Source organism: Sediminibacterium goheungense (assembly GCF_004361915.1).
Taxonomy (GTDB): domain Bacteria; phylum Bacteroidota; class Bacteroidia; order Chitinophagales; family Chitinophagaceae; genus Sediminibacterium; species Sediminibacterium goheungense.
On the sequence record NZ_SNWP01000013.1, the window covers coordinates 120974 to 137309 of the forward strand.

Sequence of the window (16336 nt, forward strand, 5' to 3'; positions counted from 1 at the left end):
GGATTACCCGCACTGTAACTTGTAACAGTGCCGGGGCAAATGAATCAATAAAGTAGCCTGAAATCAGAATGGAGTGAGCCGGAAGAGAAAACCGTGGAAATGCCCCAGTTCGGGTGAGGGGTAAAACCGGTTAAAAGCACCTGTATGCGTTAATGTGTGCGAGGGTGATGGCAGCATTTTTTCCCGCTGTATCGCCACAACTACCCTGGGTAGGGCTGTTTTACCTGTTACCCTGAATATACTATAATGCGCCCCTGACTCTTCGTTATTGGGAATATTATCCTGTAAACCATGCACCGACTCAAGTACATACTCAAGTACCGTAAATGATTCGGTTTTATTAAAGCGCAGCTGACCGGCATCATCGGCGAGGGATCCGGATGAAAAATGACAACCTGGCCGGGCGGTCACCATATTAGCAAAACCCATGAGCAGTAGCACAACAATAAGCTTCTTAAAAAATTCTGTCATATAATCTTTTATTTGCTCAAGGGACGAACCCGGGATATATAAAACAAAAATAGGAAAATAAGGTTCGTTTAAAGTAATTTGCCCCACCCCATTATTAAAACATTAACATGTTTATTGAACCCAATTTAACAGGTGAACGCAGAGGATGGATTGAAGTGATCTGTGGCAGTATGTTCAGTGGCAAAACAGAAGAACTGATACGCAGACTAAAAAGGGCGAAGATTGCTAACCTGAAAGTAGAAATTTATAAACCGGCCGTTGATGTTCGTTATGATGAAACACAGGTGGTAAGTCATGATGCCAACAGTATACAAAGTACACCGATAGATAATTCACAAACCATTCTGCTGATGGCCCAGGATGTGGATGTGGTTGGTATTGATGAAGCTCAGTTTTTCGATGCAGAAATTATGCATGTATGTGAAATGCTGGCACTGAGGGGCACCCGCGTAATTGTTGCGGGACTGGATATGGATTATCTGGGGCGTCCTTTCGGACAAATGCCCAATTTACTGGCCATTGCCGATTATATTACGAAACTGCATGCCATTTGCATGAAATGTGGCAATATTGCCAATGTTTCTTTCCGTAAAGTGGAAAATGAAGGACAGGTATTACTGGGAGAAAAAGAAACCTATGAACCCCGTTGCCGCAAATGTTTCCATGAAATGAGCCCCAGCAAGGGTTGATAGAACCCTCGTAGCAAGGTGCAAATTGAATGGGACAAAAACAATAGTAATGAACACATGAAAAGTAGCAGCACGATACTCGCACTGGTAAAAAAAGACCTGTTGCTGGAAATGCGCCAGCAATACACGCTGTATGGCATACTACTTTATGTAGCTTCCACCATTTTTGTTGTTTATCTGTCAATGGGGCAGCCCGACGACGCTGTCTGGAATGGCCTGTTCTGGATCATCCAGTTGTTTGTATGCGTAAATGCCGTGGCAAAAAGTTTCCTTGCCGAAGGCCGTGGAAGGATGTTATATTTCTACACCGTAGCCGGGCCTGTTGATTTTGTATTGGCCAAACTTATCTTCAACCTTTTACTCATGCTCATCATGAGTTTATTGAGCTTGTTGATCTTCTCACTATTACTGGGTAATCCACTGCAAAATTTTCTGAAGTTTACAGGTATTGTTTGCCTTGGCGGCATCAGCCTGAGTCTGGTATTTACTTTCCTTGCTGCGATAGCCGCAAAAGCACAACAACAATCGGCTATGATGGCCATAATGGGTTTTCCCCTCATTATCCCACAGTTATTGTTGCTGATGAAGATTTCAGGAACCGGCTTCTCTGATGTAATTCAGGCAGGCTGGTGGCAAATGGTAGCCATGCTAGCCGGATTAGACATACTCGTGGTTGCCCTGGCCGTGATATTGTTTCCTTTTTTATGGAAAGACTAAGCGCAAATGTCTGATATCAGATGGCAGATGTCAGATGTAAGACATAGTGAATATCAAATCTGCCATCTGACATCTGACATCAAAACCTTAGGTGCCTTACGGTCTGGCCTTTATTAATGAGTTGTTTTAGTGAGTCTATACCTATTTTGAGGTGTCGTTCTACATAGTCTGCTGTTACTTTTTTATCGCTGGCTTCTGTTTTTACACCTTCGGGAATCATGGGCTGATCACTAACCAGTAATAAGGCACCGGTTGGAATCTTATTGTAGAAACCTACGGTAAAAATGGTAGCCGTTTCCATATCAATGGCATAGGCCCGAACTTTTGTGAGATAAGCCTTAAACTCATCATCATGCTCCCATACCCTTCGGTTGGTGGTATATACGGTACCCGTCCAATAATCTACCTTATAATCGCGAATGGTGGTTGAAATGGCTTTCTGTAAGGCGAATGCAGGCATGGCAGGTACTTCTGCAGGAAAATAGTCATTGGATGTACCTTCTCCTCTTATAGCTGCAATGGGTAATATCAGGTCTCCGAGTTTGTTTCGTCTCTTCAATCCACCACATTTCCCCAGAAACAATACCGCTTCCGGTGCTATGGCCGTAAGCAAATCCATAATTGTGGCAGCACCGGGACTACCCATACCAAAATTAATAATGGTAATACCATTGGCGGTGGCACATTGCATGGGTCTGTCGGCTCCCACCACTTTCACTTTGTTCCATTTGGCAAACATGGTTACATAGTTACTGAAATTGGTCAGCAAAATATATTTCCCGAAATTTTCGAGTTTTTCTCCGGTATAACGTGGTAACCAGTTGTTCACAATTTCTGCTTTCGTCTTCATAATATATTTTTTTAGTGTTCCTGCCCGGTATCTTTGATACAGGTTAATTGGCTAAAATACAAAAAATCAATTCCATTTACAAGCATTATGATCAAAATTGCCTACCCATCCTATCCTTTTAAAATAGAAATGAAAGATGGCAAAGAGCAAATTTTTGACCCTTTGCGCAAAAAATGGATCCGGCTTACACCAGAAGAATGGGTTCGACAGAACTTCCTGCAATACCTGTTACAAATAAAGCAATACCCTCCTTCTCTGATTGCCATTGAGAAAGAAATTACGGTCGGAGAACTTAAAAAACGCTTTGATATTCTTGTCTATAAAAATGATTCCCCCTGGTTATTGGTAGAATGCAAGGAAATGAATATACCTGTTGATGAAACAGTATTTCATCAATTGCTTCGATATCAGTCATCTTTACAAGCCGGATATATCATCATCACCAATGGCAATGAAACAAAGGGCTGGGCTACCATCAATAAAGAAATTGTCTATTTAACTGCCATACCCGACTACCACGACACCCCTTAACCATTCTGCATCATCCAAAATTCAGGGGTTTCTCATATAGGTTTTATATGATCCCAATGTATGGCAATCGATGTTATATTAAAAAACACACAGTAAGCTGAGTATCTGTTATAAAAAAGAGGCTGCCTTAAAGGCAGCCTCTTTACAGACAGTTAATACCCAAAATTAACCTCTGCTTTTTATTAACCTGACAACTTTTCTTTGTGTTCCCTGAATGAATTCAGCATAATAAATACCACTGTTGTAATTATGTCCAACCTGTATAGAACTGTTGGCACCCAGTTTAGATCTAGCATCTACTACTCTACCACCTGCATCTATTATGCGAAGTTCAACCGGAGTCTGGTTTTTACTTTCCAGTTTTAGCGTGAAGTAGGTAGTGCTTGGGTTAGGCATTACTGTTACTTTCAGATCTTCCTCTGTTTTGTTAACTGTGGCAACTTTTTCAGATAAAGTCGTTGACTTCATACTACTACTACTGGCCGCTACAGGCTGTGCCGGTGTGGTGCAATCAAAACTGTTCCAGATGACCGTATTACCTTTACTTTCCACCTCTTCTGCTATGAACAATCCTGTCATATACACATCATCTTCACAACTTGCAGCAGAATGGCCTTTGTGATCACAATCATTGTGATCATGCGATTTATGACGACAGGTTTTGCTGGTATGCGCTTTGTGGTCGCAATTATCCCGATCGTCATCACCTGAATCGGTTGCTGTTACACGAAGCTTACCATCCGGCATATAAATATTGGCTATTATTCTTGTATCACCTCCTTTCACCGTAAATTTCTCTTCATCCTTACGGTTATCACCCATATAGAAAGTTACTTTGTAGTTATCAGGATTTACTAATACCTGACTGCCAAAACTAACTTTAGCACTAACTCGTACACTTGTATTGGGCGCAAAACGGATATAACTGTAAGTATTATTCTTAGCTCCTTTTTCTGCTACCAGATCGCCGATGTTCAATACTGCATTTGTAAACCTGACACTCGCTCCCTCTTCCAGTTTTATAGTACCAAATGTTGTATTGGTAACCGTCACACTGATACCTTTCTTAATAGTCAGGTTTTTATAATTACCAGTTAACGTGGCATTATTTACAGAAGCTGTAAAATTGGGAAGGTTATTGGTATTGGTGTTATTATACTGCATAACAGGCAGACTTACGTTTGCGACACCAATAATCTGTGTTGGAATACCAATACCGGAACCATCTTTATCAATACGTGGTGCTTTTACAAATGCGCCTGGTCCGTTTACCGCACTATTACTTTTGAATTCGGCCTCACCTTTGGCAGTAAGCACACCTACACTTCCTGTTGCTACTTTGTTGTATTTACCCAGTTCTACTTCCTTATAAGCGAGTATGGTATAATTACCCGCTACATTTTGTTTCTGGTAGTTATACACTGCCGGCCTTGCGCTTACACAACCGCTTGCTGTAGCTTTCACAAAGAGATAGTAGTTACCATCTGCATTGCCGAGTCCAAGACTCAATTCAGGATTCGCACTAAAGCTGCCCGCTGCATTAACAGTAGACCAACTATAGGTAGCGGCATTGATACTTGATGCACCTGTTACAGTGGTTTTGTTACAGAAAGCATCTGAATTGCTGCTTACATAAGAAGCTACTGGCAATGGGTTCACCGTTACAGTTGTTTGTGCAGTATGGGTATTACCATTTACATCTGTCACTGTCCATGTAATGGTTGAAGCACCCATGCCGAATACTCCACTTGCATTTAAACCAGTTCCTGTTCTGTTTACCCCACCTGTTACTGTATACATAACAGTTGCAATACCACAGTTATCAGCAGCTGTCGCCGCAGGAACAGTATAGGTGTTGTTTCCATTAGCACTTGCACAGGTTACTTGATTGCCAGGTGCTTGTATGTTTGGTTTTTCTGTGTCTTTAACTGTTACAGTAAATGTGCAACTTGAAGTACCAATCGCATTGGTTGATGTTGCAACGATGGTGTGTGTACCGATGGCAAAGAAGCTACCCGATGTTACAGGATTACCATTCTTTGTATAACTGATGACAGCAGCGGGAATGGCCGTATTATCAGTTGCCGCAAAATTCACAACAGCCCCACACTGACCTGCATCATTTGATACAGTAATATTCGCAGGACAAACAATGACAGGAGGTAATCCTGACACCGTTACAGTAAAGGAGCAACTTGCTGTTAATCCTGCTGCATCAGTTGCCGTGTAGGTAACAGTCGTTGTACCCATCGGGAAAACCGAGCCGGATGGCAATCCAGCAGTTTGGGTTACAGTTACACCGGTACAGTTATCAGTAGCTGTTGGTGCCATATAATTTACGACCGCACCTGCTGCACTTGTTCCGGTAATTGTGATATTCGCTACACATTGAATAGTAGGCGGTGTTACATCCCGGACTATTACTTTCTGTTCAGCAAAAGAGCTATTACCACTTGCGTCGGTAAATGTCCAATGAATGATAAATTCACCCTGTGTTTGATAAGTTAACGGATCTGTTGTTGTTCCTGTAACCTGTCCACTACACGCGTCTGTTGTTATTGGTGCGGTGACTGTAGCTGCGCATTCTGCAGTGATATCTACCAATACCGGTACCACAGGTGGTACATTATCCTGAATATGTACAGCAATCGTATTTGAAGGATTAGAGCTACAACCATTGGCAGTAACAACAACGCTGTAATCGCCACTCGAGGTAGCTGTATAATTTGCAGAAGTAGCATTTATAATATTATCTCCATTCTTTTTCCACTGATAGGTGAATTCATTTCCAGTATTTGCCTGAAGTACTACTGAACTGCCCGGACAAACAGTTGTTGCACCCGCTGCAGAGATAGAAGCAGATATTACAGGGTTCACGGTAATATTGAACTGTCTGGAAGTTCCACAACTCATGGTTGCACCCGCATAGTTTGAAATAGCAATAATACTTGCGGTGACAGGGGCATTGCCGGTATTGACAGTAGTAAATGAAGGGATGGTGTTACCACTTCCATTTACCAAACCAACCGATGCACCGCCAAACCAGGAATAAGTTGTTCCGGCAACCTGCCCAACAAAAGTAACAGGTGTTGTGGTAGAACCCGCACAAACTGTCTGGTTCTGAATAGCAGCAAAAACAGGTATCGGATTTACCCTTATGGTAAAACTTACTGGTGTGCCTACACATCCGTTATAAGATGGTGTTACAGTTATGGTTGCTGTTACAGGGGTGTTACCGGTATTTTGCCCAACGAAAGAAGCTATGTCACCAGTTCCGCTTGCGGCAAGCCCTATAGAAGGCGTATTATTTATCCAGTTATACACGGTACCCGGTATTGCTCCACTAAAATTAATCGCTGTAGTTGCTACAGCATTGTGGCAAACTTCCTGATTGGCCACCGGATTCACCGTTGGAGCCGGTGTTGTGGTGATGGATACGGGATTAGATGTAACGAGACAACCAGACGCGCCTGGCACAGTAACTGTATAATTACCCGCTGAAGTTACTGTTATTGACTGTGTAGTTTGGCCATTGCTCCACTGATACGATGATGCAGCAGGTGCAGTGAGGCTTACAGAACCGCCACCAACACAGAAACTTGTTGGTCCATTGACCGTAATCACAGGTTTAGGCAGGTCTAATTCATCAATAATAACACTTCGTGTCAATGAACAACCATTTGCTGAAGTAATCACCACCGTATGTTCACCTACAGTTAGTCCTGTAGCCGTTTCTGAAGTCTGTCCATTATCCCACAGATAAGTATATGAAGTACCACCACTGGCTAACCCGTAAATGGCACCATCAAATGATTCTTCAATAAATGTAACATTCGCATTTGATTTATCTACCTGCAGAAAATTACTACCTCCTTGATAGTTATCATTCACTACATACAGATTACCACTGGCATCAAATATCATATCGGTAAAGTAATAATATTGATAGCCGGAGTTATAATACAGGTTTCCTATATTGTTTATACTTAAGTTATTAAGATCAATGGTAAATAACTCGAAATCTGTAAGTGCATACAGTTGCCCGTTTGTAGGATCAAACTGAAGAGACTTGAATTCATATCCAAAATAGCCAATATTGGTAACCGAATTTGTATTTAGGTCAACCGTATAAAAGTACCCGTATGCATCTGAAAGATACAATACTCCATTATTGTCAAATACGATCGATCTTGCATAATATGGACCGTTACCATCAATATTTAAAGCAACTGGTGTTGCATTGCCCGTTAAGGGGTCAATCTTCCACAATGGATTATAATAATCGTCAGCTGTCGCATAGATATCACCTGAAGGGCTAACCGCCAATCCAAGAAAATAGGCATATGCGTTCGTTCTTCCGATTTCAGTAGTGGCACCCGTAGCCAGATCGATGGTTAATAGTTTACTATCCGAATAGTCGCCGGTTATAGCATAATTTTTTCCACCGCCACCTTGTATTGATACTGTTGCTGTTCCATTATTAAGGCCAACACAGGTTGCAGTTTTTGTAAAGCTTGCCTGAATGGCATTGATTTTAAATACTTTGGTAACTGATTTTACACAACCGTTTTCATTGATTACTTTGTATGAAACTGTTGCTGACCCACTATCAGCTGTACTAAGCAAGCCATTAGGATTAATGGTTGCTGCATTAGTGTTATTGATGCTCCATTGTCCGCCGGTTGCAGTGTTACTTAGCTGTATATCCGAAGATGGGCATACATTATTTAATCCCATAATGGGCGATAGTTCGGGAAGTGCATTTACGGTTACGGTTTTATTGGCAGAAATGGTACCACAGCCGGCCGGAGCAATACTATACGATATCACTGCTGTGCCGGGTCTGACAGGTGTTACCAATCCATCACTATTTACATTGGCTATACTGGTATTACTGCTGCTCCAACGCCCCCCGGTCGTGGTGGTATTGAGACGGGTAGTAGTATCCATACAAATCACATCATTTCCGGTAATTGGATTTACAACGGGTGTAGATGAGTAGACATTGACTGTTGTAGTAGCTGTATTCACACAACCATTCGTTCCGGTTGCCGTTACCGTGTACGTAGTTGTTGCAGATGGCGAAGCTACCACAGATGATCCGGAACTTGTATTTAGACCGGTTGACGGGCTCCAATTAAAAGTAGCCGGAGAAGAAAGTGGCAGTGAAGTACTCATGGTAGCCTGTATTTCTGCTCTTGACCTCACTACATTCCATATCCTTATTTCATCCAGATTACCTGCAAACGGATTACATCTACAAGTGCTTGGAGACTGTCTGGCTATGTTGATAGGTCCTCCGCCAAAATACAATCCACTTCTATAAAAAAGATCTGTTTGTACACCGTTTACATAGAAGCGCAACTCACCGGTCGAAGCTTCCCATGTACAAGCTACATGTATCCATTCGTTATAAGGAAGCTGATAATCGCTGAATGACCATCCTCCATAGGGATTATAGAAACCCAAACCTCTGCTGTATGCTTTTGCCTGAAAAAGAAAATTATAATCTCCTCTGTCAATAATGGTATTATCCGTTTTGGTACCATCCATTTTAATCCATGCTTCAATGGTAAATTTGCTTTGCATGGTATTGATAACGGAGGCATCGTTCACTTCTATATAGTTACTATTGTAACCTGTACCCATATTAATAGAACCAGATGATGCCGGAATACTAGCTGCGTTTGACCAGGATGGGTTACCCCTGAAATAGCCTGTAAGATTATTTCCACTGTAATCAGTAACGGTACTGCCTGAACCTTCATCCATTTTCCAATACCCTACCAACCCATTGGATTGGGTAGATAAGGTAGATGAGCCTCCAACACAAACATTCGCATTGCTGGATGAAAGAAACAAAGCAGGGCTTGCCGATGCTGTTACAGTTACCGAAACAGGCGTGCGTGCTGAAGATGTGTTACCTCCACTGGTAACATCTACATAATAGACCTTATTTGCTGTAAGGATAGGTGTATTAAAAGACGCTCCTGTAAATAATAGATTTCCACCCACAGCTGCATCGTACCAGTTATAAACCGGAGATGCTGCAATCGACGAAGCTGTTAAAATGGTTCTCGCACCGTTACAAATAGTGGTATTGCCGGTTACAGCACTTATAACGGGCAACTCTACCTTTCTCACTCCTTCGGGGATACGCCCTGCAGCGTCATGACCAATAAAAAGAAGCAAAGTGCTACATAACACAACGCGTACCAACATGTTAACAGTAAATCTGTTCAGGGTAGAAATCAATTTCATAATAGTGATTTTGGTATATATGCACTTATGATGGTTTCACAGAACGCATACAATTCTGCAAAATGGCCTAACCGGGATAATTGGACGGAAATTGGATTAAAAGGCGTGATATAATCCAGACTGAGACGTCAGATGAATATATCCAACAGATTAAATACTTACGTAGTTAATTAGAATGTTAAATTAAATTGCACGGGAATTGCTGAATCAACAAATGGTACCAAACACAAAAGAATGGTTATCAAATGCATTTAAAACAGGTCCATTTTTCAGTTTCACTGCATTTTCAATGTCTTTATAGTATTCCGCAAAATTTGCTATTACCAACGCGTGTTTATAAGGTTCCCTTTTATAGAACTTAATGGCCGTCTCTGACGCTTACCCAAAATTTACCAAGGTTCGTAATATTATATATCAGGAAAGAGAAAATCATTTACATGATCGCACACTTTGTTACTTACAAGGGCTCTCACAAACACCTCACTAGTTGCTAAACACGGAGGCAGATATGGCTTACAAATGGATTTTCAGCGGTTTCAAAAGTAAAACGAAGGATATTAATCACTTAGCACAAAGCTTTCTCTCTCAGGTTTACAAATAGCAAGAGGCTGTATCAGATTTTGATACAGCCTCTTGCTATTGTTTATTATATATACTATGGTTTCCTAAAGTATTATGGGAAAATACCCAGTTCAGCATACGATGTCCCTACTTTATTAATAGCGCATACATAGGCTGCAGTACGCATATCTGGAATATCAGGATTGCTTTTCCAGATTTCCATGATCTCGCGGGTAGCCGTAATCATCGTTTCCTCCAGACCACTGTGAACCAGATCTACTTCTTCCGGGCCATGCAGAATGAATGAGCGTTCCTTATCTGTTACCTGCTTACCTGTAAGTTCTTCAATCTGACCGAGAATATGATTGTTCATATTTTCAGTGAAACGTTTCTCCATACGGCCATAGCGTACGTGGCTCAGGTTTTTCAACCACTCGAAATAAGATACCGTTACACCACCTGCGTTAAGGTACATATCAGGTACTACCAATACTCCTTTTGCAGAAAACACCTCATCAGCTTCCGGCGTTAATGGTCCGTTTGCGGCTTCTCCGATGATTTTTGCTTTTACTCGTGGAGCATTCTCACCATTGATTACATTTTCCAGTGCTGCCGGAATCAATATATCACATTCCAGTTCCAGTGCATCTGTACTTTTAGCCAGATTGGTGGCGCCGGGGAAATTTAAAATAGAACCGGTTTTCTTTCTGAACTGAAATACTTCTTCTTCATTCAATCCTTCCGCATTATAAATCGCACCTTCATATTCTGCAATAGCTACTACTTTAGAACCCGCTTCACGGAAAAATTTAGCAGAATGATACCCTACATTACCTAAACCTTGTACCACTACTGTTTTACCCTGTACACCAACACTCAGGCCCAGTTTCTGCATTACGTCAGACATATTACATACCTCTCGTATGCCATAGAAAACGCCCAGACCCGTTGCTTCTTTTCTTCCACGCACACCACCCTGTGTTACTGGTTTACCAGTTACGCAACCAGCAGCATCAATTTCGCCTGGTTTTAAAGAAGCATAAGTATCTACGATCCATGCCATTTCACGTTCACCGGTACCATAATCAGGAGCAGGAACATCGATACCAGGTCCGATAAAGTTTTTCTTTACCAGTTCCGCAGTATAACGGCGTGTGATTTTTTCCAGTTCATAAGCACTGTGGTTACGGGGATTGATTTTAATACCACCTTTACCGCCACCAAAAGGCACATTTACAATCGCACACTTATACGTCATCAATGATGCCAGCGCCATCACCTCATCCTGATTTACTTCTTCGCTGAAACGAATACCGCCTTTACAAGGTGATTTATGCTGCGAGTGCTGCACACGGTATGCTTCAATGACTTCTATGCGACCGTCATCCATTTTAACAGGGAAACGCATGCTGTAAATACTGTTACAGGCTTTGATCTGTTCAAGCAAACCTTTCTCCCACTTGGTGAATTTGGCCGCTTTATCAAAACTTCTTTCAACACTCTGAAAGAAGCTATACGGTTTGTGTTCTGACATGAGCTAATCGTTTTTGTTTTTGACGTTTATTGTATGGCAAATAGCATATAGATTATGGCTTATGGCCCATTCTCTATTTGCCATAAGCTATTTACTTTTCTCCAGTTTACTGATTTTACGGTCGAGACTTGCCACATAGATGAAGAGGCCGGCTACAATGGTGATGACCACTGCCATTACCACATAAATTTTACCGTTACTTCTCATGATATCTGTGTTAGCTTCTGCATTCTGCGCCATGGTTTCCATCGTCAGGAATAAGGCAGTAAGCATACAGACTGTTTTTTGCAGAATCTTATTCATGTGCTAGTCTTTGTTCTTTAATAATGTCATAGCGGATTTTCAGGGTACTGATCCACACGCCTAATAAGGTCCATCCAATAACTGCAGGATAAAATACCAACCGCATTTTAGCGTCCATATCCTTACCATTTAACCCCGGATTACCTTCACTCCCTTCTCCTCCCGGATGTAATGATTCTGTTAATCTGGGTAATATCCAAAGTGTTGGGAAAAGCATGAAAAAGGCGAAAATATTGTACACAGCACCAATCCTTGCTTTCTTCTCTTCTTCATTCATACTGCCACGCAATACAAAATAAGCGAGGTATATAAGCATGGCGATGGCTGCACCATTCTGTTTCGGATCGCCGCTCCATGGGCTACCCCACTGGTAATTGGCCCAGATGGCACCGGTAGCAAGACCTAAAAAACCAAATAGGGTACCCGTAATGGCAAAAGCCACAGAGTAATGGTCATAAACCGGTTTATTGTTACGCAGATATTTGATGGCATACACAACCGATACCCCTAGTAGAATCATCATGGAAAACCACATGGGGACGTGAAAGAAAAAATTGCGGATCGATTCCTGTAGCCTGTCATCCAGCTTTGGTACCTCTACCAAAAAACCATAGGAGCATACATACATAAGTAACAGAAAGGATAATATCTTCCACCAGGCTTTTCGAATCATGATCATTTTTTTACAGTTTCCCAGCCCACTAATCAAACTAACAACTGTTTGGCGCAAAATTAGGTGAAAGCCCCTCAATAATTGCCAGTAAAGGGTAAAATTATCTATTCACATCATTTCCGAATTTGCCCCCAATCCGGCAGAATCCATAAATCGAACTTATATTGTGGCAGACTATGTCCTTACCCGTTCTCGCTATCCGAAACCTTTGTGTAGATTTCACATCTTCAGCCGGTAAACACCGGGCAGTAGACCATCTGAATTTACACCTGCAAAAAGGCGAAATGCTGGCTATTGTTGGGGAATCCGGCTCGGGAAAATCAGTAACGGCTCTTTCCATCCTGAGACTTTTGTCAGACACACAGGTATCCTATCCTTCAGGTGAGATTATTTTTTTTGACGAAAATGAAGAAACCGATCTGCTGCAACTGCCCGAAGAAGCTATGCAAAGTCTTCGCGGACAAAAAATAGCTATGGTTTTTCAGGAACCGATGACGGCCCTGAACCCGGTTTATACCTGTGGCGATCAGGTAGCCGAAGCTATTCGCCGGCACCTGGATCTGAATGAAACGGCTGTTCAGCAAAAGGTGGTGGAATTATTCCGTCAGGTACAACTCCCAGATCCCGAAAAAATCGGATCCAGGTATCCCCATCAACTCAGTGGTGGACAAAAACAAAGGGTAATGATTGCGATGGCCATGAGTTGCCATCCCACTGTATTGATCTGCGATGAACCTACCACTGCGCTGGATGTAACTGTTCAGCAAAATATGCTGAAGCTCATTAAAGAGTTGCAGTTGCAACATCAGATGGCTGTTATTTTTATTACACATGACCTCGGTGTGGTGGCAGAGATTGCAGACCGTGTGGCGGTTTTATACCGTGGAAAACTATTGGAAGAAGGAAATGTGAGAGAGATTTTCCAGCATCCTTCCAGTCCTTATACCAAAGCCCTGCTGGCCTGTCGACCGGCTTTACACCCGAAAGGCAAAAGATTACCGGTAGTCAGTGATTTTATGGATGGGAAAATGACAACAAACAGGTTGGCATCTTCACATGACCCCATCGAACAAATAAAGACTACCGGCACAGCTAACACGATACTCGAAGTAAAAAATCTTTGTGTCTGGTACCCTGTAAAAAGAAGTTTTCTTGGAAAACCACTTGCCTTTATGAAAGCGGTAGATGAGGTAAGTTTTGTTGTCAAAGAAGGCGAAACATTGGGATTGGTGGGAGAATCAGGTTGCGGAAAAACAACACTTGGCAGAACCCTGCTTGGTCTTAACCCCGTTACCTCGGGCTCCATTATTTACAAAGGACAGGACCTTACGCATGCCAGCCCGAAACAAAGAATGCCATTCAGGCGGGATATGCAACTTATTTTTCAGGACCCCTATTCATCACTGAATCCTCGCATAACCATTGGGGAAGCCATTGCAGAACCCTTAAGGGTACATGGGCTGGTAAAGACCCGAAGAGAAGAAAAAGAAAGGGTCATTGACCTGCTTGAAAAAGTGCAGTTAGAACCCGCACATTATGCGCGTTATCCGCATGAATTCAGTGGCGGACAGCGACAAAGAATTGTAATAGCCCGGGCGCTTGCATTACAACCTTCCTTTATTGTTTGCGATGAAAGCGTTTCGGCACTGGATGTTAGTGTGCAGGCACAGGTTTTGAACCTGTTGAATGACCTGAAAAGAGTCTTCTCATTTACAGCTATTTTCATTTCTCATGATTTATCGGTGGTAAAGTATATCAGCGACCGGATTATGGTAATGAGGGCTGGTAAAATTGAGGAGAGTGGTGATGCGGAAAGTGTTTACCATCAACCCCAGACTGCCTATACAAAACAACTGATTGATGCGATTCCCGGCATGAAAACAGACCTGTTTGGCTCTCAACGAGGCTGATAACAATAAAATACGTACCTTTGCCGACTTCATAAAAAATCATGCCGTAACATGAAATTATCTCAATTTAAGTTCGATCTACCCCTTAACCTCATTGCACAAAACCCTACCAAAAGAAGAGAAGACAGTCGCCTGATGGTAGTAGACCGTAAAAGCGGTCACATGGAGAACAAACATTTCCGTGATATCCTCGAATATTACGATGACAAAGATGTGTTTGTAGTAAATAACACCAAAGTATTCCCTGCGCGTATGTATGGCAGGAAAGAAAAAACCGGTGCAAAAATCGAAGTGTTTTTGTTGCGTGAGTTGAACAAACCCAATCGTTTATGGGATGTTATTGTTGATCCCGCAAGAAAGATTCGTGTGGGTAACAAACTCTATTTCGGCGACAACGAAGAACTGGTTGCTGAAGTAATTGATAATACCACCAGCCGTGGTCGTACCATTCGTTTTTTATGGGACGATGATGATGAAAGCTTCAAAAAGATGCTGGAGTTTTTAGGTGAAACCCCTTTACCTAAATACATCAAACGCAAACCTGATGAGGAAGACAAAGAACGCTACCAGACTGTGTATGCAAAACATGAAGGTGCTGTTGCCGCTCCTACTGCCGGATTGCATTTCAGTAAAGAACTGATTAAGCGCTGCGAAATATTAGGTATCCGCTTTGCTGAAGTTACTCTCCACACCGGTCTCGGTACTTTCCGTCCGATTGAAGTAGAAGACCTCAGCAAACACAAAATGGATGCAGAATATTATGCGATTTCTGAAGAAGCCTGTAAAATTGTGAATAAGGCCAAAGAAGGCGGGCATCGTATCTGCTCTATTGGCACTACCACCATGCGTGCCATGGAAAGCAGCTTTACTGCACAGAAATTACTGAAACCAAGTGAAGGATGGACCAACCACTTTATTCACCCACCTTACAATTTTAATGTGGCAGATAGCCTGGTTACCAATTTCCATTTGCCTAAAACAAGTCTGCTGATTATGACCTGTGCATTTGCAGGTTACGATCTGGCTATGGAGGCATACAAAAAAGCCATCAAAGACAAATATCGCTTCTTTAGTTATGGAGATGCGTTATTGATTATCTGATAAAGGCCCGAAAAAAGATAAAGCCATCCTGCCTGAGCGGGATGGCTTTTTTCATTTAACAACCAACAACTCCCATATACCCTAATCAGAAGTTGTTAAAACTGAATCTAACGTTTCCCTAAACTAACAAACATTAGTTGTAATGCTGGTATAAAACTGCAACTATTTTTTCAAAAACGCAAATAACCGCAACTATTTTTTACAAATTGGGGATAAAATTGCAGAAAAACTCTACAAATTGCTGTTTTTCGCTTCCAGGTATTGCCGGAGTTGTTCCAGATTTTTTTCCATCATGGGGCCAAGTATCTTGTCGTTCATCATCGTCCCCAGCTTTTCCCAGGGCAACCAGCCAACAGATTGTTCAAACTGCCATTGCACAATGGTTACCGCCTGTTGTGGCTGATATAGTAAACGAATGGTGCTTATTTGCATTTTTTTCTGCGGACTGATCCATTCACTCACCACCATAGAATCAGACACCTGTGTAATGCGTACTTCACTTTTACCGATAACAGCTTCCTGAGCAGATCTGATTCGCACAATTGTATCACGCATCCCCTCCACCCAGTTTTTCCAGTGTTCGATATCTTTTATTTCAGCCTGTATTTGTGTTACAGGTGCTTTTATGTTGACAGCCCTTGACACCAATACTTTTGATGGAAGCAATGCACCTATCGCAGTTGCCAGTGCAAATAAAAATACCACACTGATCAACCCAAGTTTCAGCAATTTCAT

The 16336-nt window shown here is 42.0% G+C and carries 12 protein-coding genes; 5 read left to right on the top strand and 7 right to left on the bottom strand.

All coding sequences use genetic code 11. From position 1 onward, the window contains the following. Positions 1–63 precede the first annotated feature (63 nt). Positions 64–471, bottom strand: coding sequence for a hypothetical protein (locus tag BC659_RS14320; protein WP_133475502.1), 408 nt, complete (start codon positions 469–471; stop codon positions 64–66). Positions 472–578: 107 nt separating this feature from the next. On the opposite strand from BC659_RS14320, the gene BC659_RS14325 reads away from it, so the two are divergent. Both BC659_RS14325 and BC659_RS14330 read left to right on the top strand, forming a co-directional pair. After that, on the top strand, positions 579–1160 hold the full coding sequence (locus tag BC659_RS14325) for a thymidine kinase (RefSeq protein WP_133475503.1): 582 nt from the start codon (positions 579–581) through the stop codon (positions 1158–1160). A gap of 57 nt (positions 1161–1217) precedes the next feature. After that, on the top strand, positions 1218–1877 hold the full coding sequence (locus tag BC659_RS14330; RefSeq protein WP_133475504.1) for a heme exporter protein CcmB: 660 nt from the start codon (positions 1218–1220) through the stop codon (positions 1875–1877). Between the two features lie 79 nt (positions 1878–1956). Here the strand turns inward: BC659_RS14330 and BC659_RS14335 are convergent, their stop codons facing one another. Then, the gene (locus BC659_RS14335; protein WP_133475505.1) at positions 1957–2727 is read right to left on the bottom strand and encodes an AMP nucleosidase; all 771 of its coding nucleotides are present in this window, start codon (positions 2725–2727) and stop codon (positions 1957–1959) included. Between the two features lie 87 nt (positions 2728–2814). On the opposite strand from BC659_RS14335, the gene BC659_RS14340 reads away from it, so the two are divergent. Then, positions 2815–3258 (top strand): type I restriction enzyme HsdR N-terminal domain-containing protein, encoded by a 444-nt coding sequence (locus BC659_RS14340; RefSeq protein ID WP_133475506.1) that lies wholly within the window; start codon positions 2815–2817, stop codon positions 3256–3258. Positions 3259–3423: 165 nt separating this feature from the next. Here the strand turns inward: BC659_RS14340 and BC659_RS14345 are convergent, their stop codons facing one another. The 4 genes from BC659_RS14345 to ccsA form a co-directional block, all read right to left on the bottom strand. Then, entirely contained in the window at positions 3424–9519 is a 6096-nt protein-coding gene (locus tag BC659_RS14345) for an HYR domain-containing protein (protein WP_133475507.1), read from the bottom strand. A gap of 673 nt (positions 9520–10192) precedes the next feature. Continuing rightward, entirely contained in the window at positions 10193–11614 is a 1422-nt protein-coding gene (locus BC659_RS14350; protein ID WP_133475508.1) for a Glu/Leu/Phe/Val family dehydrogenase, read from the bottom strand. Between the two features lie 87 nt (positions 11615–11701). Then, positions 11702–11917, bottom strand: coding sequence for a CcmD family protein (locus BC659_RS14355; protein WP_211340795.1), 216 nt, complete (start codon positions 11915–11917; stop codon positions 11702–11704). Continuing rightward, positions 11910–12590 (bottom strand): cytochrome c biogenesis protein CcsA, encoded by a 681-nt coding sequence (ccsA, locus tag BC659_RS14360; protein ID WP_211340796.1) that lies wholly within the window; start codon positions 12588–12590, stop codon positions 11910–11912. Before ccsA ends, BC659_RS14355 begins: the two co-directional genes overlap by 8 nt. Positions 12591–12766: 176 nt before the next feature. On the opposite strand from ccsA, the gene BC659_RS14365 reads away from it, so the two are divergent. Together BC659_RS14365 and queA are read left to right on the top strand one after the other, a co-directional pair. Beyond that, a complete protein-coding gene (locus BC659_RS14365; RefSeq protein WP_133475509.1) occupies positions 12767–14500 on the top strand; it encodes an ABC transporter ATP-binding protein in 1734 nt (577 codons plus the stop codon). A gap of 51 nt (positions 14501–14551) precedes the next feature. Then, positions 14552–15601 (top strand): tRNA preQ1(34) S-adenosylmethionine ribosyltransferase-isomerase QueA, encoded by a 1050-nt coding sequence (gene queA, locus BC659_RS14370; protein WP_133475510.1) that lies wholly within the window; start codon positions 14552–14554, stop codon positions 15599–15601. 231 nt (positions 15602–15832) lie between these two features. Here the strand turns inward: queA and BC659_RS14375 are convergent, their stop codons facing one another. After that, a complete protein-coding gene (locus BC659_RS14375) occupies positions 15833–16336 on the bottom strand; it encodes an SRPBCC family protein (RefSeq protein WP_133475511.1) in 504 nt (167 codons plus the stop codon).

What these genes read in the sequence shown, in the direction of transcription:
- BC659_RS14325 (WP_133475503.1), top strand. Translation starts at nt 579, where the DNA reads ATGTTTATTGAACCCAATTTAACAGGTGAACGCAGAGGATGGATTGAA.
- BC659_RS14340 (WP_133475506.1), top strand. Translation starts at nt 2,815, where the DNA reads ATGATCAAAATTGCCTACCCATCCTATCCTTTTAAAATAGAAATGAAA.
- BC659_RS14345 (WP_133475507.1), bottom strand. Translation starts at nt 9,519, where the DNA reads ATGAAATTGATTTCTACCCTGAACAGATTTACTGTTAACATGTTGGTA.
- BC659_RS14375 (WP_133475511.1), bottom strand. Translation starts at nt 16,336, where the DNA reads ATGAAATTGCTGAAACTTGGGTTGATCAGTGTGGTATTTTTATTTGCA.
- BC659_RS14355 (WP_211340795.1), bottom strand. Translation starts at nt 11,917, where the DNA reads ATGAATAAGATTCTGCAAAAAACAGTCTGTATGCTTACTGCCTTATTC.
- BC659_RS14330 (WP_133475504.1), top strand. Translation starts at nt 1,218, where the DNA reads ATGAAAAGTAGCAGCACGATACTCGCACTGGTAAAAAAAGACCTGTTG.
- queA (WP_133475510.1), top strand. Translation starts at nt 14,552, where the DNA reads ATGAAATTATCTCAATTTAAGTTCGATCTACCCCTTAACCTCATTGCA.
- BC659_RS14365 (WP_133475509.1), top strand. Translation starts at nt 12,767, where the DNA reads ATGTCCTTACCCGTTCTCGCTATCCGAAACCTTTGTGTAGATTTCACA.
- ccsA (WP_211340796.1), bottom strand. Translation starts at nt 12,590, where the DNA reads ATGATTCGAAAAGCCTGGTGGAAGATATTATCCTTTCTGTTACTTATG.
- BC659_RS14350 (WP_133475508.1), bottom strand. Translation starts at nt 11,614, where the DNA reads ATGTCAGAACACAAACCGTATAGCTTCTTTCAGAGTGTTGAAAGAAGT.
- BC659_RS14335 (WP_133475505.1), bottom strand. Translation starts at nt 2,727, where the DNA reads ATGAAGACGAAAGCAGAAATTGTGAACAACTGGTTACCACGTTATACC.
- BC659_RS14320 (WP_133475502.1), bottom strand. Translation starts at nt 471, where the DNA reads ATGACAGAATTTTTTAAGAAGCTTATTGTTGTGCTACTGCTCATGGGT.